This is a genomic window from Candidatus Dojkabacteria bacterium (genome assembly GCA_030583845.1).
In the GTDB taxonomy this organism is placed as follows: domain Bacteria; phylum Patescibacteriota; class Dojkabacteria; order SC72; family JAHDCA01.
Window position 1 is genome coordinate 86,052 of record CP129478.1, and the last position, 20,883, is coordinate 106,934.

At 45.7% G+C, this 20,883-nt stretch carries 17 protein-coding genes; 12 read left to right on the plus strand and 5 right to left on the minus strand.

The features are described 5' to 3' along the window. Positions 1-237: 237 nt before the first annotated feature. Positions 238-2,208 carry an ATP-dependent DNA helicase RecG gene (gene recG / locus QY318_00445; protein ID WKZ31229.1) on the plus strand — a complete coding sequence of 657 codons (1,971 nt, stop codon included), beginning with the start codon at positions 238-240 and terminating at the stop codon, positions 2,206-2,208. A 22-nt stretch (positions 2,209-2,230) separates the two neighbouring features. Here recG and QY318_00450 read toward each other — a convergent pair whose 3' ends face one another. Beyond that, a complete protein-coding gene (locus QY318_00450; GenBank protein ID WKZ31230.1) occupies positions 2,231-2,734 on the minus strand; it encodes an NUDIX domain-containing protein in 504 nt (167 codons plus the stop codon). Positions 2,735-2,790: 56 nt separating this feature from the next. Next, a complete protein-coding gene (locus QY318_00455; protein ID WKZ31231.1) occupies positions 2,791-3,093 on the minus strand; it encodes a hypothetical protein in 303 nt (100 codons plus the stop codon). 135 nt (positions 3,094-3,228) lie between these two features. On the opposite strand from QY318_00455, the gene QY318_00460 reads away from it, so the two are divergent. Beyond that, complete coding sequence (locus QY318_00460; protein ID WKZ31232.1) at positions 3,229-3,864, plus strand: S24 family peptidase; 636 nt, start codon at positions 3,229-3,231, stop codon at positions 3,862-3,864. Positions 3,865-4,055: 191 nt separating this feature from the next. Here QY318_00460 and QY318_00465 read toward each other — a convergent pair whose 3' ends face one another. Beyond that, complete coding sequence (locus tag QY318_00465) at positions 4,056-5,126, minus strand: lysylphosphatidylglycerol synthase transmembrane domain-containing protein (protein WKZ31233.1); 1,071 nt, start codon at positions 5,124-5,126, stop codon at positions 4,056-4,058. A 43-nt stretch (positions 5,127-5,169) separates the two neighbouring features. On the opposite strand from QY318_00465, the gene QY318_00470 reads away from it, so the two are divergent. The 7 genes from QY318_00470 to pheT all read left to right on the plus strand — a co-directional run bounded on the left by QY318_00470 (position 5,170) and on the right by pheT (position 13,404). Next, entirely contained in the window at positions 5,170-5,703 is a 534-nt protein-coding gene (locus QY318_00470) for a TrmH family RNA methyltransferase (GenBank protein WKZ31234.1), read from the plus strand. A gap of 13 nt (positions 5,704-5,716) precedes the next feature. Continuing rightward, a complete protein-coding gene (locus QY318_00475) occupies positions 5,717-6,454 on the plus strand; it encodes an RsmD family RNA methyltransferase (protein ID WKZ31235.1) in 738 nt (245 codons plus the stop codon). Positions 6,455-6,639: 185 nt separating this feature from the next. Continuing rightward, entirely contained in the window at positions 6,640-8,451 is a 1,812-nt protein-coding gene (gene thrS, locus QY318_00480) for a threonine--tRNA ligase (protein ID WKZ31236.1), read from the plus strand. Between the two features lie 20 nt (positions 8,452-8,471). Then, complete coding sequence (gene infC / locus QY318_00485; GenBank protein ID WKZ31237.1) at positions 8,472-9,107, plus strand: translation initiation factor IF-3; 636 nt, start codon at positions 8,472-8,474, stop codon at positions 9,105-9,107. Between the two features lie 163 nt (positions 9,108-9,270). Continuing rightward, entirely contained in the window at positions 9,271-9,609 is a 339-nt protein-coding gene (gene rplT, locus QY318_00490) for a 50S ribosomal protein L20 (protein WKZ31238.1), read from the plus strand. A gap of 187 nt (positions 9,610-9,796) precedes the next feature. After that, the gene (gene pheS / locus QY318_00495) at positions 9,797-10,834 is read left to right on the plus strand and encodes a phenylalanine--tRNA ligase subunit alpha (protein ID WKZ31239.1); all 1,038 of its coding nucleotides are present in this window, start codon (positions 9,797-9,799) and stop codon (positions 10,832-10,834) included. Positions 10,835-10,875: 41 nt separating this feature from the next. Then, positions 10,876-13,404, plus strand: coding sequence for a phenylalanine--tRNA ligase subunit beta (gene pheT / locus QY318_00500; GenBank protein ID WKZ31240.1), 2,529 nt, complete (start codon positions 10,876-10,878; stop codon positions 13,402-13,404). A gap of 114 nt (positions 13,405-13,518) precedes the next feature. On the opposite strand, the gene QY318_00505 is transcribed toward pheT, so the two are convergent. Next, positions 13,519-16,653, minus strand: a complete 3,135-nt coding sequence (locus tag QY318_00505; GenBank protein ID WKZ31241.1) for a penicillin-binding protein — start codon at positions 16,651-16,653, stop codon at positions 13,519-13,521. Between the two features lie 87 nt (positions 16,654-16,740). Next, complete coding sequence (locus QY318_00510; protein WKZ31242.1) at positions 16,741-17,511, minus strand: hypothetical protein; 771 nt, start codon at positions 17,509-17,511, stop codon at positions 16,741-16,743. A gap of 162 nt (positions 17,512-17,673) precedes the next feature. On the opposite strand from QY318_00510, the gene QY318_00515 reads away from it, so the two are divergent. From QY318_00515 to hisS, 3 genes are all read left to right on the plus strand, one after another. Continuing rightward, positions 17,674-18,972 carry a pitrilysin family protein gene (locus tag QY318_00515; protein ID WKZ31243.1) on the plus strand — a complete coding sequence of 433 codons (1,299 nt, stop codon included), beginning with the start codon at positions 17,674-17,676 and terminating at the stop codon, positions 18,970-18,972. Between the two features lie 119 nt (positions 18,973-19,091). Continuing rightward, complete coding sequence (locus QY318_00520) at positions 19,092-19,406, plus strand: YerC/YecD family TrpR-related protein (GenBank protein WKZ31244.1); 315 nt, start codon at positions 19,092-19,094, stop codon at positions 19,404-19,406. 173 nt (positions 19,407-19,579) lie between these two features. Beyond that, entirely contained in the window at positions 19,580-20,872 is a 1,293-nt protein-coding gene (hisS, locus tag QY318_00525; GenBank protein WKZ31245.1) for a histidine--tRNA ligase, read from the plus strand. The last annotated feature ends 11 nt before the right edge of the window (positions 20,873-20,883 follow it).

The following is a 20,883-nucleotide window of genomic DNA, read 5'->3' on the forward strand; positions in this document are numbered from 1 at the left end:
AGAGTGCAATAAGCTACTATCATCAAGATATGACGAAGAAATCAAGAGAGAAAATAAACAAAACAATAACAATCATTCTCGGAATTGCCTTCCTGGCCTCAATAGTATTCCCAGTGGTTGCTGCTGTTACAGACATCCTGAACTAATACCCACAAGTAGCTAGCGATTTAGCCTCAAAGAGTCGATTAGTAACATGGCCGAGTGGTCGGGCTAATCCTAATGTTGTAAAATTCCTGTATGGCGGATGAAATTCAACTGCAATCTCCGATAACTGCCATCCCTCTGATCGGGCCTGCACAAGCGGGCAAATTGTCACGCTTAGGGATTACAACAGTAAACGACCTGCTTTACCATTTCCCTGTCAAATATAAAGACACCTCATCAATAGTGACTATCGAGCAGGCAAAAACTGCAGGCTCGGGCACAGTAAAGATTACAGTAGATGATATTAAGATGAACTTCACAAGGCGTGGCATGGTGATCACAAGGGCTGTAGTGAGAGATGAAAGTGGCAGCGCGGGCATCGTATGGTTTAACCAACGATTTATCGTAAACAGCGTCAAGAAAGGGCATGACTACTTTATGGAGCTGAAGCTCCCCAACAAGCCTGGCGCAAAAGATTTTTACTGTAACGAGTACGAGGAGGTGCAGGGCGAGCAGAAGCATCTGGGCAAGATTGTGCCGTACTATGACCAAACTGCTGGCATTAGCTCCAAATGGCTTAGGGCAAGGATGAGCACGCTGCAAGATAAGATCGACGAGATTGTCACCGACCCACTACCAAAGGCAATTATTAAGGAGCAAGGGGTAGTCGGCTTAAAAGAGGCACTGCACAAAATCCATTTCCCAGCGAGCTTTGAAGATGTCGAGGTGGCAAGAAAGAGACTCGCTCTAGATGAGATGCTAGGTGTCGCACGAAAGTTAGAAAAGAAGAAAGAGGAAACACGCGGCGGGTCAGCCCAACCTATAGAGGTAAAGGGTAGGGCGCTTCGGGAGTTTATAGGCGGATTGCCATTCATGCTTACAAATGATCAACAAAAAGCAATCGAAGAAATTCTTGGAGATATACAGAAAGAGCAGCCGATGTACCGGCTATTAAACGGAGATGTAGGCTCGGGCAAGACTATAGTGGCCGCGATCGCTTCATATATGACTGCGCTAAATGGCCGATCAACAATCATCATGGCTCCGACGACAATACTAGCCAATCAGCACTATGCTTCATTAAATTCAATCCTTGACCCGGAAGAGATTAACATCCAACTGCTGATAGCTGGCCAAACACTCGAGCCAACTATGAAATCGCAAATAGTCGTGGGAACACATGCAATCCTTTTCGAGGAGTATCTACCAGACAATACAGGACTGGTAATTGTGGATGAGCAGCATAGATTCGGTGTAAAGCAGCGCGAGCAACTTCGCCAAACGGCATCAGGGCTCCGACCACACTACCTTACCATGACCGCCACGCCTATTCCGCGCACTTTAGCAAATGTTGTCTACGGCGACATGGAAGTGTCACAGATCCGCGAGATGCCCAAAGATAGGCTACCCATCGAGACCCACGTCGTGCCATCAAAGAAATCTGCTGATTGCTACAAGTGGATCCACGATCGAATCGTTGCATCTAAGTTCGACGAGCAGGCATTTATCATATTCCCGCTAGTAGAGGAGTCAGAGAAAGTCGACCTTAAGGCTGCCACAATCGCCCATGAGGAGCTAAGCAGCTCGATCTTCAAAGAGCTAAAGGTGGGACTGCTGCACGGTCGGATGAAAGAAGAAGAGAAGGATAAGGTGCTGAAAGATTTTAGAGATAAGAAATACCACGTGCTTGTATCTACTACTGTGATTGAGGTTGGAATCGACATCCCTGACGCCAGCATGGTCGTAATCGAGCACGCCGAGAGGTTTGGTCTTGCTCAACTGCACCAGCTGAGGGGTAGAGTAGGGCGTGGCAACAAACAATCTTTCTGTTACGTCATCCCAAGCCCCGATGTTGAGTTTGATTCACCAGCCTATGAGCGACTAAACTATTTTGCATCTCATAATTCCGGCTTCGATGTAGCAGAGTATGATCTGATAAGTCGCGGCCCTGGAGAGGTATATGGTCTGAAGCAATCAGGGCTGCCAGACCTAAAGATAGCTGACTTCAACGACGTTGAGCTGCTGATAAAAGCTAGAGAGATCGCGAGACGACTCTCTAGCTAAGAGTGCAGGCTTGGTCGGAAGCCTATTCCACATCCTCCTCAAGCCAATCTATCCAGCTCTCTGACCAATCCACCGAGTCGCCGCTAAACACTAGCTCACCCATGAAATGCCTCTGATATCTGAGCATGTCAGGTACCCATAGCTCATCGTCTTCAAGCATCTCATCGAGCGGGAGTGAGTCTACGTCAAACCAGTTTGCCGCGACTTCCTGATTCTCCTCAAGCTCACCATCCCAATCACGGATTATGTAGACATGCCTATCAACAATCCTTCGCTCCTCCTTAATTCGGATTTTTCCGACCTCTTCATAATCTGCTATCTGCACCCCAAGCTCCTCATAGGCTTGACGAGCAAGAGCATCTGCCAAAGTCTTATCATTATCTGGGTCGAACTTGCCACTTACACCATTCCATTTGACTTCTCTCTGAGGATGGTCGTTTCCTGCTCTGTGTTGAGCTAGGCATACCTGAGTCTTTCCATCTTTCTCCCTCACAAGAAACCCGTGGGCAGTTTTGACTTGCAGCATTATTATTTATGTAAAAATTTATTTACAGATTTAAATAGTGAAGAATGAGTGAGATCTTACTCAAACTCCTGCAACATAAGCTGGATGTTTTCGTCTGTGGCAACAGCTGCATCAAATATATCTGCGCTGTTTAGCAACCGCTTCTGCTTATCTCTGCTCAGGTTGGCTCGAAGCACCTTAAGCACTAGCCTCAGCTTACGAACAGTGAGGATATACTCTGGGAAATATTTGTTTACAACCTCGTCGTTGTCAAGAAGACCTTTATCTACGCATTGCTCAATTTGTAGAGTCGAAAGCTCACTTAGCTCGGCAAGCTCTTCTAAGGAAACAAAGTCTGAATGCATCTTTATGAATGTCATAACTTTACCGAAGCTAAACTTAATACTTACATTTTATTTCGTTACCCTTACCCTGTCAAGTATGTCAACTTGCAACTTGACAATGGTTTGACAAAAATGGTACAGTTAAGATATATAAGTTAAATATCTTGTAGTATGCATCAGATACAGAAGGACCTTTTAGCCCTATCCAGAAACATAAATTTAGGTGAGCGCTCTCTTAGAGAGATAGGCTCGCTGATTGGAGTTGACCACCCACAGAAGGTGCAACACCATCTCGAGCAGCTAGAGAAGAAGGGATTTATCACCATTGATAGATCTGCAAAGACAATTAAGAATAATAATTATGATCCGAGTAAAGAGAATCGATTTATAAATGTACCAATTGTGGGATCTGCGAGCTGTGGCCCCGCACAGCTTATTGCCGAGGAGAACATTGATGGCTTCCTCAAAATCTCAAAGTCAACTCTAAAACAGGAGAAGGTTATCGCAGTTGTGGCTAGTGGAAACTCTATGAATAAGGCAAAGATTGAAGGCAATTCTATAGAAGACGGAGATTATGTAATAGTAGACTACCTAGATAGGGAGCCACTGCATGGCTCCTACATTCTTTCTGTAGTAGACGGCGCCGCCAATATCAAGAGGTTATATGTGGATAAGGATAACCAGCAAGTTGTACTGCTTTCAGAGTCTTCTCAGAATTATCCCCCGATCTATATCCACGAAAAGGATTACTCTGACTTTATGATAAATGGAAAAGTTGTCCAAGTTATAAAGAAGCCAAAGTTTTAGCCCAGCGCCATATTTACCAATACAGGCATTGCGTAACGCCGCCACTTTTGTTAATATCCTGCCACGGTGGTGGTGACGCTTAGTGCCAGCTGTCCCCACAGCAATACCCCATGGCAGAGCAAGGGCTGGAGCGATTCAGAACCTACTTATGCGAACACGCCACCGTATTGATAGCGCCACAAATTGGGGAATTAGACAAGCACCTCGTCAGGAGTAGAATCCTTAAACGAGTTCACAGCCTTATTATCGAACATACTGATCTTCTTAAAGGCGATAAATCCTATTAGGAGCGGAATCCATAGCGTTATCCCTCTATAAGCCAGAATTACAGCCAACGACTTCCCACTATCATATCCGATTGCAGACATAGCGACCTGTACAAGCCCTTCCGCCACGCCGATTCCTTGCGGAGTAGGGGAAATAGTCGAAAAGAGCAACAGAAGCGAGTAACAGACAATAACCCCAGCGGCAGTCACGGGAGCACCAAAAGCGATAAAAAGACAGATCATAGCGATCAATTGTGTCAAATGGACCAAGAATGTACCTACTAGCTCACCCCAGTATCTACCACTACCATGCGCTACTGTCTTGCTAGAGATGCAGTAATCGTGAACGTTTACTTCGAATGAATTTGATGAAAGGGCGAAGAGCCCCCCGACCTTGCTCCACTTATTTGAGATCCACACGGCAAATCTGTTGAGCGTAACTGGACGTCTATCGCCCGATAACAGTGTCAAACAGATTACAAACAGCTCAACACTGTATAAAGTTACGGCTATGAAACCAAGCGACTTAATATAACCGTTGTATGGCGCCACATAATAGAGTGCCGGCAGTATCAACGAGATGCCCCAAAACCCATATAAAATCCAGACGACAAGTGTACCGACCAATGCTCCACCAAGCGAGCGAGGATTTCTTGATGAATATAGATTTGCGTGATAAAGCGTGCCACCCCAGCCAGAGGTGGGATTAATAATGCTCACAAACATGAAAGCAAAAAAATTCTGGATCGCACGAGCTATTGATGTCTCATTATAACCAAGCTTGCTCACAGATGAACGATAAAGTATTGCTAGCAGGCAAAATGAGAGCATAGAAATTGCGAAAGCAACAGCAAACCATCGATAGTCTGCATCTCTGACTACCTCGACAAAGTCCTCTATATCAGCAAAATACTTGTTAATAAACCAGAAGAAGGCAATCACTAAGCCCCAATATACGATACGTTTAAGCCAGATGGTAAATTTTGATTTTTTCATTTAAGCCTTTGAGATAAGCATCACTTCGGATATAATACCAAAAATGCCAGGAGTTATAAATTTCCTTTATCGACGGGCATTAGAAGCGATGAGTAGAAATTCAGAAAGTAAAACGCTACATATTGTTTTGGATAATATCCGATCTGCATTTAATGTCGGCAGCGTTTTCCGTACTGCTGATGCAATAGGAAATTGCCAGATCTATCTGTGCGGCATCACTTCAACTATCGACAACCCAAAGATCTACAAGACCGCCCTTGGTGCGACAGAAAGCGTGCCATCCAAGCATTATCCAGATTCGATGATGGCAATCTCAGAGCTTAAAGAGGCGAATATACCGATCTTCAGCGTTGAGATCACAGATGGAAGCCAGCATTTTCAAGAAGTTGAATACCCAGAAGAGGTAGCTCTGGTATTGGGGCATGAGCGGCTAGGAGTGAACCAATTGATAATTGATCAATCTGACAAGCTTATCCATATCCCTATGAATGGGATGAAAGAGTCGCTAAACGTAGCAATTGCCGGCAGTGTTATAATGTACGAGGCAGTACGACCTTCAATTAAACCCTTAAAATAAACAGAAACCTGAAATGGGCCTCAAATATGACTCGCTAAGAAAATTAAGAAAGCAGAAGCATAAGCTTAAAGCAGACAGCTGGGAAGAGTATGACAAGCACGAGGACGAGATGCTTAAAGAGATGCTTCGGCATCAAGAACCAACTGTAAAAGGGAAAGTAAGGGTAACCGGTGGTAAGGTGAGAGGGTTTAAGATTGAGATTCCACATAAGACGAGGCCTCTAACGGATAGGATGAAGACGCGAATATTCGATATATTGCGTGAGGATATTTTCAACAAGACAGTGCTAGATATCTATGCCGGCTCTGGCTCTTTCGGATTCGAAGCGCTATCAAGAGGTGCAAAAGAGGTGACCTTTGTAGATGCGGCCAAGCAAGCAGAGAAGATTCTCCATCAAAATGCCAGGCATACAGGATTTCTTACCGAGACCTCGATTATTCGTGAGAAGGCTGATGAGTATGTAAAAGGAGCAATCTCACGAGAAGAGCAGTACGAGATTATTTTTATGGATCCACCCTACAAGCTGTATAACACCAAGAAAAAGCAGGCTATGTCGCAGCTTATCACTGGATTACGAGAGCTGCTTCCAGGGTATAAAGACCGGGAAACCAAGCTTTTCCCAGGAGCACTTATTATCAAGCATCCGTACTACTACCCACTAGCTGATGTGATCGAGACGATCGAGGGGATTGAGATAATGGATACTTATAGATTCGGTATGAATGCAGTGACATTCGTGATTCTCCAGTGAGACAGTTGATTAATCGCTCCATGAGGTATAAAATTGCTATTGTGTACAGAGTATTAGGCGCAAAGCGCAACAAAATCGACAAACTTGTATATCCAACATGCAGCTAATGCTAGTTTTTCCTTTTCCATTTTATGGAGAATCCCTATCAATGGGAGATTTATCACATTAATTGAACAGAAACCGTTATGAGTAAGAAAGAAAAGAAGTCAAAAAATCCAGACGTCCCAGAATTAGAGAAGATGAGGCATACAGCAGCGCATGTATTGGCACAAGCAGTATTGAAGCTTTACCCCGAAACCAAGCTGGGTATCGGGCCAGCCATAGAAAATGGCTTCTACTACGATTTTGACTTTGCTGAGCCAATCAGTGAGGAAGATCTTCCAAAAATCGAAGCAGAGATGAAGCAGATCATTAAGTCAGACCTGAAGATGAATCAGGAATTTGTAGAGCGAGACGGGGCGATTGAGAGATATAAGGCACTTGAGCAGAAGTATAAGCTCGACCTAATGGAAAATGTAGAGGGCGACCCTCTAAGCTTCTATGTGACAGGTGACGGAGAGTTTGTAGACCTATGCCGAGGCCCTCACGTTGATTCGACCAAGAAAGTTGGCCATGTAAAGCTGCTTAGCCTTGCCGGTGCTTACTGGAGAGGCGATGAGAAGCAGCCAATGCTTACCCGAATATATGGCACTGCATTTGCAACTAAAGAGGAGTTAAAAGCACATCTTGATAACCTCGAGCTGGCAAAAGAGCGAGACCACCGAAAGCTTGGAAAAGAGCTAGGGCTATTTACCTTCTCTGAGACTGTGGGAAAGGGCTTGCCACTCTGGACTCCAAAAGGCTCGATTATTAGACGCGAGCTTGAAAGATTTATTGTCGACCTCGAGACCGAGCGAGGATATCTACATGTCTACACTCCAGATATTGCAAATCTGAAGTTGTATGAGAAATCAGGCCACTACCCATACTATAAAGAGTCGATGTACTCACCGATCGAGATTGACGATGAGAAATATATGCTTCGCCCAATGACCTGTCCGCATCACTTTGAGCTATTCTTGAGCGAGCCGAGAAGCTATCGTGACCTCCCGATGAGGATCGCAGAGCTGGCAAAACTGTATCGATATGAGCAGTCTGGCGAGCTGTCAGGACTAATGAGGGTTCGATCATTCTGTCTCTCAGACGCTCACATAGTATGTGCAGATGATGAGCAGGCTAAAGATGAGATTCGACTTGTATTGCAGCTGATCGAGGATGTTGCCGGGACTTTTGGATTAAAGATGGGTGATAATTTCTGGTACAGACTCTCGCTTGGAGATAGGGAAGATGAGAAGAAGTACTACAAGGACGACAAGGCTTGGGACAAGGCAGAAAAGATCTTACGAGATGTACTGGTAGAACGAGAGGCTATCTTCGAGGAAGCAGAAGATGAAGCAGCTTTCTACGGGCCAAAGATCGACATCCAGATGAAGAATGTGGCCGGTAAGTCAGACACTGCATTCACTGTTCAATACGACTTCGTGATGCCTAAGAGGTTTAAACTAAACTATATCGACGCAAACAACGAGGAGCGTGAGGCTGTAGTCGTCCACAGATCAGGCATTGGAGCAGTTGAAAGAACTGTTGCTTTCTTGATTGAGCATTTTGGAGGGGCTTTTCCGCTTTGGATTTCGCCGGAACAGGTCCGAATCCTTCCAATTACAGATAAGCACCTTGAGTATGCCGAAGCGCTTAATGAACAGCTAAAGTCAGAAGGGATAAGATCTATGGTTGATAACCGTAATGAGCGACTTCAATACAAGATACGCGATGCCGAGGTAAATAAGATCCCTTATACCCTCGTAGTAGGCGACAAAGAGGTTGAAACAGATACGATTGCAGTGCGAGTCCGTGGGCTAAAAGATCAAGGGCTTCACAAAAAGGACGAGTTTATCAATATGGTAACCGAAGAGATTGATAATAGAAGCATAGGCCTGATGGTAGGCAGTAAGAAATAGATAATTTATATATTTATAATATGTACAAGAAAAGCTCATTTAATTACAAGAGAAAGAGCGGTGGATACCGCAGGGACAGCTACCAAGACCGTAGTAGAGATTTTGGTCCTAGACGAAACCATATGATTAGAGTCCCTGAAGTGATGCTTATTGATGAAAACAACGAGAATGTAGGCGTTGTAGCAGTGCAAATAGCACAAACGAAGGCGCGAGATGCCGGATTGGATCTGGTAGAGGTAGCTCCAAATGCCAAGCCGCCGGTGTGCCGCATCATGGATTACTCGAAATTCCTGTATGAGCAGAAGAAAAAACAGCGTGAGGGCAAGCAAAAGACCAAGAATAAGCCACTCAAGCAGTTCAAGTTTAGTCCTGTAATAGATCAAAACGACATCGAGTATAAGTCAAAACGGGCAAAGGAGTATCTTTCAAAGGGTCACCAGGTGCGCTTGACCATGGAGAGACGTGGTCGCCAGACCCATGAGCAGGCAAAGGAGACTTTCCTCGAGATATTGACTAAATTTGAGGGTTATAGTACTATCGAACCCGTACCAAAGACCGAAGGTAAAAAGATATTTATAACTTACAAGCCCGATGGCAAGAACCCGAAAACCAAACAAAACGAAGAAGACAGCACTCAAGAGGCTAAGGAAGAGTAACCCAAAGGGTAACCGTAAGTCTAAGCTTGTTTACAACGAAAGTTCGCAGGGCCACCTAAAGACAAAAAAGTCACGAAGGGCCAAGAGGCGAAAGAGCACTCGAACAGTAGTAAGTAGCTCCATTCAGAAGAGATATAAGAAAGTATTAAGCATATAGCAAATCATGAGAACTAAGACAGGTATTGCAAGACGCAGACGACACAATAAAGTATTGAAGGCAACCAAGGGTTATAGAATGACCAAGGGTCGTCTGTACCGCGTTTCACATGAGGCTTACCTCCACGCTGGTAACTACTCATTCGCACATAGAAAGCGAAGACCAACTCAGATTCGAAGAGTATGGATTGACAGAATCAATGCAGCCGCTCGCCTAAACGACACAACATATAGCGAGCTTATGGATAAGATGCACAAGGCGGATGTCAGACTAAACAAGAAAGTGCTTGCTGATATTGCATATAACAACCCTGAATCATTTAGTAGCCTAGTTAAGTCCTTGTAGATTCAGATTATAGTGGTGGATGACAGGGACCTTTTACAAAATAAAAGGTCCCTTTTTATTTATATATGGACTTAGGCTAATGAGTCCGCTAACTTATAGTCCGTCTCCGAGGCTTTGGACTATAAGTTAGCGGGGATGGGTATAATGTGTATAATATATTGCTAAACAATTAACCTTCATGAAAACAATGAGCAACCAATCGAATCAGATAGAAGATGTAAGAAAAGAGCTTGAGCAAGATAGTCAAAATTTATCAGCTGACGAGATAAAGAAGAAATATCTCAGCAAGGGCGGTATCTTGAACTCCCTTCTAAGGGGCATAAAGGAAGTGGCATTGGAAGAGCGATCAAGATTTGGCAACGAGGCAAACGAATTGAAAAAGCAGATTGAGCAGATCATTGATGCAGCCCAGAGTGACAAGCATATTGAGATCTCCACAGGTGAGAAGATCGACGTCACAGCACCATTTGATATCAATACTTCTACCGATAAGCGACCAGAGCTGATCTCAGCTCGTGGCTCGCAGCATCCACTCACCAAAGAGCTCGAGTATGTACTTGGTGTATTCGAGTCAATGGGATTCAATATTGAAGAGTGTCGCCAAATCGACAACGACTACAATATGTTCGAGGCATTAAATTTCCCGATCGGTCACCCTGCACGTGACCTGTGGGATACATTCTGGACAGATGAGAACCTTATACCACCTGCACATACGTCAACGATGCAAAACCGTGTGCTCAGGAATTACGAGATCCCTATTAGAGTTGTAGTACCAGGCCGATGCTTCCGCAATGAAGCTACCGATGCCAGCCACGAGCATACACTTCACCAGATTGAGGGTGTGTATGTCGATGAGAATATTTCTGTAGGCGACATGATCGGCACAATTAAGACATATCTAGAAGCCTTCTTCCAGAAAGAGCTGAAGATTAAGCTTCAGCCTGCATATTTCCCATTTACTGAGCCAGATATTGAATTCTTGATTAATTGTCCATTCTGCAATGGCACAGGCTGCAGCATATGTGGCGGCACAGGTTGGATTGAGGCGATGGGTTGTGGAATGATCCATCCAAATGTGCTTGAGGAGGCAGGAATCGACTCGAAGAAATATACAGGGTTTGCCTGGGGATTCGGACTCGACAGGCTGGTGATGATAAAGCATGGTATTGAAGATATAAGGTGGCTGCATAGCGGAGACCTAGATTTCATTAAAAAATTTTAGCTTGATCGGGTTTTAACTTCATTAATTTTTAACCGCAAAACATGAAAATTTCATTAAACTGGATAAAAGAGCTCACACAGATAAACCTATTGACCGAAGAGTTTGTTGCACGCGTCCGAGCCCGAGTAGGTGAGGTCGAGGAGGTTATTGAGTATGACAAGAAGTACCAGAAGACTTTGCTTGCCCAGATCAAGGAGAAGCAGGAGCATCCAGAAGCCGACAAGCTGGCAATCTACAAGCTCGACATTGGGAGCGGCACAGATGTACAGGTAGTAGCTGGCGATAAAACGCTCGAAGTAGGTGACAAGGTCGCATATTTCCCACCGGAGACAGCGATCCCATACAACCCTAAGCCAGAGGAGCAAGGAAACATCGTCAAGAAAGTGAAATTGCGAGGGATAGAGTCTAACGGTATGATCGCCTCTGCACGTGAGCTCGACATAAGCAACAACCACGAGCGGGTGATGCGGATGCACACAGATATGGCTCCAGGCACATCGATCAGCGAAGTGCTTGAGATGAATGATGTAGTCATTGATATCGAAAATAAGGCTCTAGCCAACCGTGCTGATTGCTTCGGGATCATTGGAATCGCTCGCGAAGCAGCGGGAATCCAAGGGCTAGAATTCAAATCGCCAGATTGGTATCTGGACCCGACAATTGAGCGACCCGACACAGCTAGCAAAGAGGGTGGATTAGCTCTTAAAGTTGACAACCAGGCTGACAATCTCTGTCCACGCTATATGGCAGCAGTGATGTCAGGCATCCAGATAAAAGAATCGCCACTTTGGCTCCAGTCCAAGCTTGTAAAGTCGGGAGTACGCCCAATCAACAATATTGTCGACATCACCAACTACATCATGCTGCTTACCGGGCAACCGCTTCATGCTTTCGACTACGACAAGCTGAAGGCAAAAGATACAAATGCCAAGGATAGCGCATATATAATTGTACGCCGTGCCAACACCGGTGAGGTTATCACAACACTCGACGGTAAGACTCATGAGCTCAACGACAGCAATGTAGTGATCTGCGATAGCTCCCACCCTGTGGCTATCGGAGGAGTAATGGGCGGCCTCGATACTGAGATTGATGAAAACAGCAAGAACATCATTATCGAGTCAGCCAATTTCGAGAAGTCAAATATACGACGCACCTCGATGCAATTTGGACTGTTCTCTGAAGCTGTAACTAGATTTACCAAAGGCCAAGATCCGAATAAGTGCGAGAATGCTCTGTACCACGCCGTAAAGATGGTGGAAGAGCTGGCCAATGGCCAAGTTGCAGACAAGGTGCACGACATATATCAGCATCTCAGCGAGCCTCGACAGATCTCGGTCTCACTTGTGCGAGCTAACACGCATCTAGGTACAGAATTGAGCAGCGATGAGATCCACCAGATTTTAGAAAATGTTGAGCTACACAACCGAATGCTTGATGATGATCAGATGATTGTTGATATCCCGACATACCGCAAAGATCTCCAGATCCCTGAAGATATCCACGAAGAGATCGGCCGACAGTACGGTTACGATAATATTCAAGTCACACTTCCAGGAAGGACATTGATGCCGGCTGCTAAGAACCCAATCGTGGAGGTGCAGAAGTCAATTAGAAAGGCACTAACCGCAGCAGGGGCTGACGAGATCCTCACTTACAACTTCCGAGGCGCTGCTGATTTTGAGAACTTCAATCAGGATATTAAAAATGCATATCATATCAAGAATGCCCTATCGCCCGAGCTAGAGTATATGCGTACAAGCATCCTCCCATCAGTGTTAGAGAAGGTTAAGCTCAACTCCGTACGAGGCAAGTCGCACTTCGCGCTGTTCGAGATAAATAAATCCCATTCCAAGCTGAATGTAGACAAAGATGGCCTCCCGGTTGAGCAGCAGAGCGTTGCTTTTGGTATATCTATGGATGATAAGAGCGCCAAAGCTCAATACTCTGGATCGCCATACTATTTGGCCAAGCAGTATCTGGACGAGCTTATGCGAAGCCTAAATATCAATAGATACTCATATGAGCATCTAGCAGAGCTGCAGCTTGCCACATTGCCGTACTGGATCCAAAATCTTGTGCCACTTTTTAACAACAACGCTACAGCGATCGTGATAGCAGAGCGAGAAGGGGAGAAGAGCTATCTTGGAATTGTTGGCGATCTTAACCCAGTAGTGAAGAGTGATAACGGGCTAGCTCAGAACAGTGCAGGCTTCGAAATAGAGATAAAGGAGTTACAATACATAAATGATGGCGTGAGCAGCTATAGCGAGCCATCGAGATATCCTGCGGTCGTCGAGGATATCTGCTTCATAGTCGATAACTCAGTCCCAGCAGCCTATTTGCAGCAGGTAGGAGCAAAAGCCGTTGAGAGTAAAGAGCTTGTATCGAATGTATCGATTCTCGACATCTATCAGACAGATGAGCAGAAGAAGCAGGAGAAGAAGCAAGTCACGATCAGCATCATGCTTCAACATAAGGAGAAAACATTATCCGGGGAAGATGTATCAGCACTAGTGGGCAAAGTGTCCGATAAGGTCACCAAAGCAACTGGCGGGAAGGTAAAATAACTAGTCCCGCTAACTTATAGTATGGTTTCAGGAATCATAACAATGATCAATCGCTTGTAGCTGATGAAAAAACAACATATGATCGGAGCATATACACGCTATAAGTTAGCGGGACTAGTTAACCCTTATAGTAATCTCTGAAACAATAATCGTAGTACCGCTGACAGAGCGAGCAGTTACAGTATACTCCCCATCTCCAGCGCCAATATCGTTCCAGTTAACGCTCCAACCACCGTTAGAGCTGTTGTCAGTATAGGTTCTTGTGTAATCAACATCTACCCCCTGAATTACAAATGTCACACTCAACGGTGTGAAGCCAGAGGCTGTAACCTCTAAGGCATGAGGTATCGAGATAGTCTGATTGTTGGTTGGGGTGACCCAGTTCAACGATCCAGCATTGCCTGTGACAGTCACATTGATGCTAGTTGTACCTATTCGACCTGCGCTATCTACAGCACGTGCTGTGACTAGCATATTTCCAGCTACCCGGCCCGATGGTACTGTGTACCTCAGCTGATATGGTGAGCTATCGTCTTCAATATCTACAGGTGAGCCATCGATCAGAAGCTCTACATAGTTTAGCGACCCTGTGAATCGGACGTCTACATCAACCACGAGCTGCTCGCCAGCATCGATTGATGAGCCGGTGGCAGGAGAAGTGATTGTTGGGACAGGCTCGCCATTTGGACCTAGCGGTAGGTCACAGTTTGCTGACTCAGGCTGATTGAATACGAACATTCTTCGTCCATCGGTCTCAAGGTTGTCAAAGAATGCAGCAATAGTGCCCAGCTGTGCTCCGTTTTCTGGTGTGAAATTCAACCAGGTCTTGTCTTCTAGTATGTCGGGGAACTGTGAGGCTTGGTTGTAGTTTGATGCTATCTTGCCGTTTGAGCGGCATATATGAGCAGTTTCCCGTTTATCCTCTCCAGGCTTGCGGGAATTCACATAAACTGTTTTCTCCTTCGAACAAGGAGTACTGTCGGAAGCCAGCCTTCCGGTATCTCTACACACCTGGCCCTCGCTGACATTGGCCGGGCGTGAGTATAACTGTGAGGGATACTTACTTGAGACCCTCTCCATAAATGAGTGAGCAATAGGCAATGGCACAGTAGTGCTCCATGCACCAGGAACTTCTTCACCGTTGTTATTGCCGGCCCATACGCCGACTACCAGATTTTTATGATACTGCATAGATACAAGGTCCTTTGGACCGTTGGTTGTACCGGTCTTACCACAGATTGCTGGCTTACCACCGATATTATAGTAATACTGTGGTGCGCTACGCATGATCTGATCGCTGTGTGCACCAAGATCGCATAATGTCCAGTTCAATAGGTAGATATCCTCTTCCGAGAAGATTCTTTCACTCTTTTCCTCATACTCCTTTAACACCTCACCCTTTGAGTTTTCGACTTTTAGAAACGGCGTCACATCGCGCTTAATACCACCGGTGGCAAATATAGAGTATGCACCGGCATGCTCAAGAAGCGACATCTCAGCAGTTCCCAATGTGAAGCTAAGGCCATAGTTGCTTGGATCTCCGAGAGTTGTGATACCCATCTTCTCCATGTTAGCCATGACATTTTCCAGCCCGACAGCTTGCAATGTGTAAACCGCCGGTCGGTTTCTTGATTTCACAAGTGCTTCACGAGCAGTCATGATTCCCAAGGTCTTGGTATCCCAGTTTGGTGGGTTATAGTTACCGAAGCTCATCTCTGCAATGTCAGGGGCGGACATCCATGGGCCCCATCGCTGGAAAGCAGTAAAGTATGTGTATGACTTTACCGAAGAGCCTTGCTGCCTCAGAGCAGTTGTAACATTTACATTTCCGTCGATCCTCGGATCATCGGTGATTGTCGGGTCGACCGAGCCGACCATGGCAAGTATCTGGCCGGTGTTTGGGTCAATCGCGACCAATGCACCGTTGTAGACGCCCCATTTATTTCCATACTGCTTTATACCGTTCCTGATCTCCTCTTCGGCGACAATCTGGGTCGACATATCAAGTGTAGTTGTAACTTTCAGTCCTCCACGAGTTAGCATCTCATGGCCGAATTCCTGCTCGAGCTGCTGCTGTACATAGAATACGAAATGATAAGCTGGAATATCGTTGGTCAAAGTCTTGTAAACGATCTCTTCTTCAGCAGCTGCCTGGAGCTCTTCCTCGGATACTCCGGTCAGCTTCTTATGCTTCGACATCTGATCGAGTACATATGCCTGTCTTACCTTTGCGCCTTCCTGCTCAACACCATAGATTGGTGCATAGTAGGTAGGGCTCTGGATCATCCCTGCGAGCATTGCGCTTTCAGCAAGTGTAAGATCACGGATATCCTTGCCGAAGTAGGCCTTCGAGGCAGACTGGAAGCCATAGTTTACGCTTCCCATAAACACCTCGTTCATGTAAAGCTGGAGGATTTCATCTTTTGTGAATGTCTGCTCAACCTGCATGGTCAGTAGCATCTCTTTAAGCTTTCGCCTTGCAGCTTTTAGGAAATTGCTTCTCTCATAACACTCATCTCCGAATGCTTCATAACAGAGCGTGTTTCTTACCAACTGCTGGGAGATCGTGCTAGCACCACACACATCACCCGAGCCGGTGAGATACGATCTAGTGCTTTTAATACCACAACTTGTTATACCCTTCCAGTCGAGACCCTTATGCTCGTAGAATTCCACATCCTCAGCGGCAAGCAGTGCCCATTTTGTGTGCTCTGGAATATCCTCCAGATCAACAAACTCGCGATTTTCTTCGGAGTAAACCTTAAAGAGCTCTTTCTTGCCGGTTCTATCATAAATTATCGTGCTTCCGGCTACATCTCTCTCAATCAGCTTATCCGGATCAGGTAGCGATTGCTGCAGACCTTTCAAATATATGCCTAAAGCTATAAATGCAATTGCGGTTGTGACAAACGCAAATCCAAACATATATGCAAACAGCCTCTTGAAAAATAGCTTTCTATTCTTGGCTCCTGCTGATGGGCGTCCGCTACTTTTCGGCTTCTTGCCCACAAATCCGTTCCAAAGCTGGCCAATATTGGTCATGCTATTAAAGCGCCTCATGGTGGAGCGACCACTGGTGCGGCTTGCTGAGTGGCTGATATTTCCTGGCGATTTGTAGTTATGGGCGGATGAACGCTTATGCGCGGCGACAGAAGAGGCCCGAATCCTTCTCGGTGATGGCCTTCTCATGCGTCTACTTGCGTGTGCGCCAGTTGGGTTGTGGTCTGTAAATCCCATGTTGTATTTCATCGTGTATGATTATACGCAACATTAAATGAATAGTCACTCCGACAACCTAACGTTTAAAAATAGTTGCGAGCAAATTGTTTTTAAGCGTTAGGTTGTCGGAGGGCGCACGTACTTTGAGTCTGGAGTTGAGAGTTTTCCCAAGCCTGCATATCCGTTGTACAACGCCTTAAATTTCTCTAAATTTTTAGATACTGTCAACCATAGCCACACACCAAGCGCCAAAACTACAGCTCCAAAAAAGAAGTTGAGGGCGCTATTGACTACATCGGGCATGATTGGGTACAAGAACAGCCTTATCAAGAGATAAATTACAAAAATCACTACAAAAGCAAGAATGGTTTTCTGGTTAAATCGGGTAAAGTTGCCATCGACCATCTCCTGGAGCATCCCCTCCGAGCTCTGGTTGCGCTGGTAATTCTTAATCATGCGCGTCATTGCCCATACCTGATATGCTTTCTGTACCTCAAACCCTTTGCGCAACGTAAAATCCTTAGGTACCTGATTTGGCTCCGTTACTGCCATTCTGGGCAATTCCTCAAAGGCACGCATCTTGTCGAGGTCCTCGCGCTTATCTGCAAAATAGTAGAATTTCCCCTCAAGAAACTGCTGCACGATGCTAAATTTCGGGACCTCGCCTAGATACTCAATGTCAAGCTCGCCAAAGTTATAGATCTCTAGAATCTCGTCGTAGCTTACAATAAAGTGGCTCTGGGTGAGATATAGGGTAGGGGTGACAAAATCGATCACATTGGTGTCTAGCGGGACAATTTCGAATTTGGTAATAATAGCTTCACCGCGGGCGGCCTTGCTAACGTTTGCTTCTTTTGTCTCAAGCGGGTCGAGTCGGACAGATATCATGCTTTATCTTACCCCGCTAACTTATAGAACACAACATATTAACCCTAGAAGCCGCAAATATAGCCCAAACTTTCCATTTCATGAAAATATAATTAAATAATATGCTAAAATCGTTAATTCCCAGCTAAATATTTAATCTTCAGCGCATTATAAGTTAGCGGCATGAGATACAGGCACGAAACATTAAAAAATGGATTGAGGGTGCTGGCAATCGGCACACCACAATTTAAATCGATCAACGTCCAGGTAAAGCTGCACGGCGGCCCATCGCTTGAGACCAAGAAAAACAATGGTATAAGCCATTTCGTAGAGCACATGGTGCTTGAAGGTGGCAAGCTGCACCCAGATAAGAACAAGTTTGACGAAGAGATCGAGCTGCTAGGAGGCGACTACAATGGCTACACCTCTCACTATTCAGTTGGATTTACAATCTCAGTGCCGGATACCCACCTGCACTATGCGGTGGAGTACATGTACGATGTTTGCTTCCAGCCCACATTTCCAGAGGAGAGGCTCGAGAAGGAGCGCACAGCAATACTCGACGAGATTCACAATTATGAGAGCCGCCCAAACAGGAAATACTCAGATTTCTACAGGAAGACTCGCTACCTAAACAACAGCGCACCGCTCCCGATTGTGGGCAAAGCGTCGCATGTCTCCAAAATGAGCCGCACAGCCTTGATGGAGTGGCATAAAAAGCTGTTCGTTCCAGATAACATGACGATCTGCATAGTCGGCAATATCGACCCAGACGAGGCTGTGAGATATGTGGAGGAGGCATTTGGTGTAGAAAAAGCCTCAGGCCTAGATTTCCAGAAGGAGACGGCAACTTCGGAGCTATCGGGAAGGAGCATCAAGACCCAAGTTGATACGAATGAGACAAAGTCGATTGGCGCTATCACATTGCCAAGCTTAGAGCTACGACTGGATAATTTCAAAGAAAGACTGACTCTGTCGATGATTGCAGCTATATTTGCCAACTATAGAAGCAGCGTGCTATTTAAGAAGCTCCGAAAGGAGACAGGCATGATCTACTCGATCGGGGGAAGCTTCTCATCGGCGCTGAACGAGCCCGGCTATTTCGATATCGATTTCACCACCTCAGACGACAAGATAATCACAGTGTACGAGATGGTATTTGAAGAGATTAAAAGATTGCTCAGAGATGGGTTCACAGAGAGAGAGCTGCAGATCGGGATCGAGGGGAGCATCAATAGCCTCAAGATGGGGTGTAGCTCAATATCTGACTTCACCGACTGGTATATGCCTGGTATCTTCTGGTTTAACCGCTTCATGACCATAGAAGAGGAGATAAAGATGAAGGAGAGCATCACACTCGACGAGACAAATGCACTGTTCAGAGAGACTTTTAAGTGGGATAGGGTGAACATCATAAGCAGGGTAAATAGCCCTTCGGTACGGACGAAATTGAACAGAAAGCTCGAGGAAGTCGTGCGCTAGCAGCGCTACAAACACACCCTACGAGGAAATCGACACTTTGTGCCGCCCAATGTTTAATTAACCCCTTCAGTAAGCCGGATCATTGACATCGTCATGCGTTGACAATATAATTATAGATCATGAATAAGCGAAAAACGCATGAATCTGTCCGGAAACTTTACCAAGCTTTCCTAACAATACAGAGCGAAGAGGAGTGTAGATCTTTTCTCCGTGATTTGATGACCGAGCAGGAGATCGAGACTTTTGCGTCGAGACTTTACGCCGCTGAGCACCTATTAAAAGACGATATGTCATACAGAGATATAAGCAAAGAAACAGGAATAAGCACGACTACAATCACCAGGATCAATTACTGGCTAGAGCATGGCATGGGTGCATTTGAAGTTGTTCTCAATCGGCTCAACTCATCCGCCAAGGGTAAGCATCACCGCTAAGGCAAAACTTATACGGCTATACTTTACATAGCCACTTTTCACTTTAATTCATTCACCCGACCACTTAGCGTCGATAAAAAAACAATCGGATCAACACAGCAAGCTCGAGAGATGGCTAACACAGCTTTTCCTATCTATCGGAGCTAAGTGGTCGGGTGATATACTAAACCAATATGAAAACTACAATATCAAATGAGCCCTACAAGGGCACTGCCGACTGGACGCCAAGCGAATTTAAGATTCGCAAGTATATCTTTGATAGCTGGCGCTCAGTATGTACAAAATTTGGATACCAAGAATATCTGACTCCGCTGCTTGAGTTTGCCGATCTATATCGCGCAAAATCAGGCGAAGACCTTGGCGGCAAAGAGCTGATGATAGTGATCGACCGCTCAGGTCGTGAATTAGCTATCCGCCCAGAGATGACTCCATCGGTAACTCGCATGGTGAGCAGGAGCTATGAAGGGGAGGCCAAGCCGATCAAGCTATTCTCGATCGCCAACTTTATGCGCGGTGAGAAGCCACAGCGTGGCCGTAACCGCGAGTTCTGGCAGCTCAACTTCGACATCTTCGGCGAGAATTCAATCAACGCCGACATCGAGATCTTGCAGGTGGCACTTGAGATTATGCTTAGCTTCAACCCACCTGACGGGGCATTCACACTATTCGTAAACAACAGAAAATTAATTGACGCAGTGCTCAATCGCTTTGCGCAGGTGACTCCAGAGCAGCGAGGCGAGGTAGTGCGCATCCTCGACAAGTGGGAGAAAGAGGAGCAGAGCAGCTTGATTGAGAGACTGACACAGATCGGACTAAATGAAGCGCAGATCGCAGCATTAAGAGCCTTCATGGATAGCAAATCAGAGCAAGAGCTACTTACAAATATCCCACAGATCGATAGCGAAGAGGGATATCTGGAGATGCGCCAGATTATTGGCAAATTGACCGCACTTGGATATGAGAAGTGGGTGAAATTCCAGCCAAATGTAATCCGTGGATTCGACTACTATGATGGCATGGTATTTGAGGTGTTCGACAATAACCCTGAGAATAACCGCTCAATGTTTGGCGGCGGTCGATATAATGGTCTAGCCGAGCTATTTGGTGTGAATTCATTCCCGGCAACTGGGTGCGCACCAGGCGATGAGACTACTAAGCTATTCCTGGAGAGCTGGGGGTTGCTTGGAAATATCCAATTCGATGACCCGACCGATCGATACTATGTGCCGCTTCTTGATGAGAAGTTTTACGACGAAGTAAATCGCATTGCAGCCAAATTACGAAGCGAGGGCAAAGTGGTAGAGACTGGCTTCGAGGTCGAGGGGGTAGGGAAGGCGTTGAAATATGGCAACAGTAAGAATTTTGGCAATGTCGTGATCTATGGTGACTTCGAGGCGGAGAAGGGCGTATATAAGGTGAAGGATATGGCGAGCGGCGAGGAGAGAGAGGTGTCGCTTGCCGAGTAAATCAAGCAAGT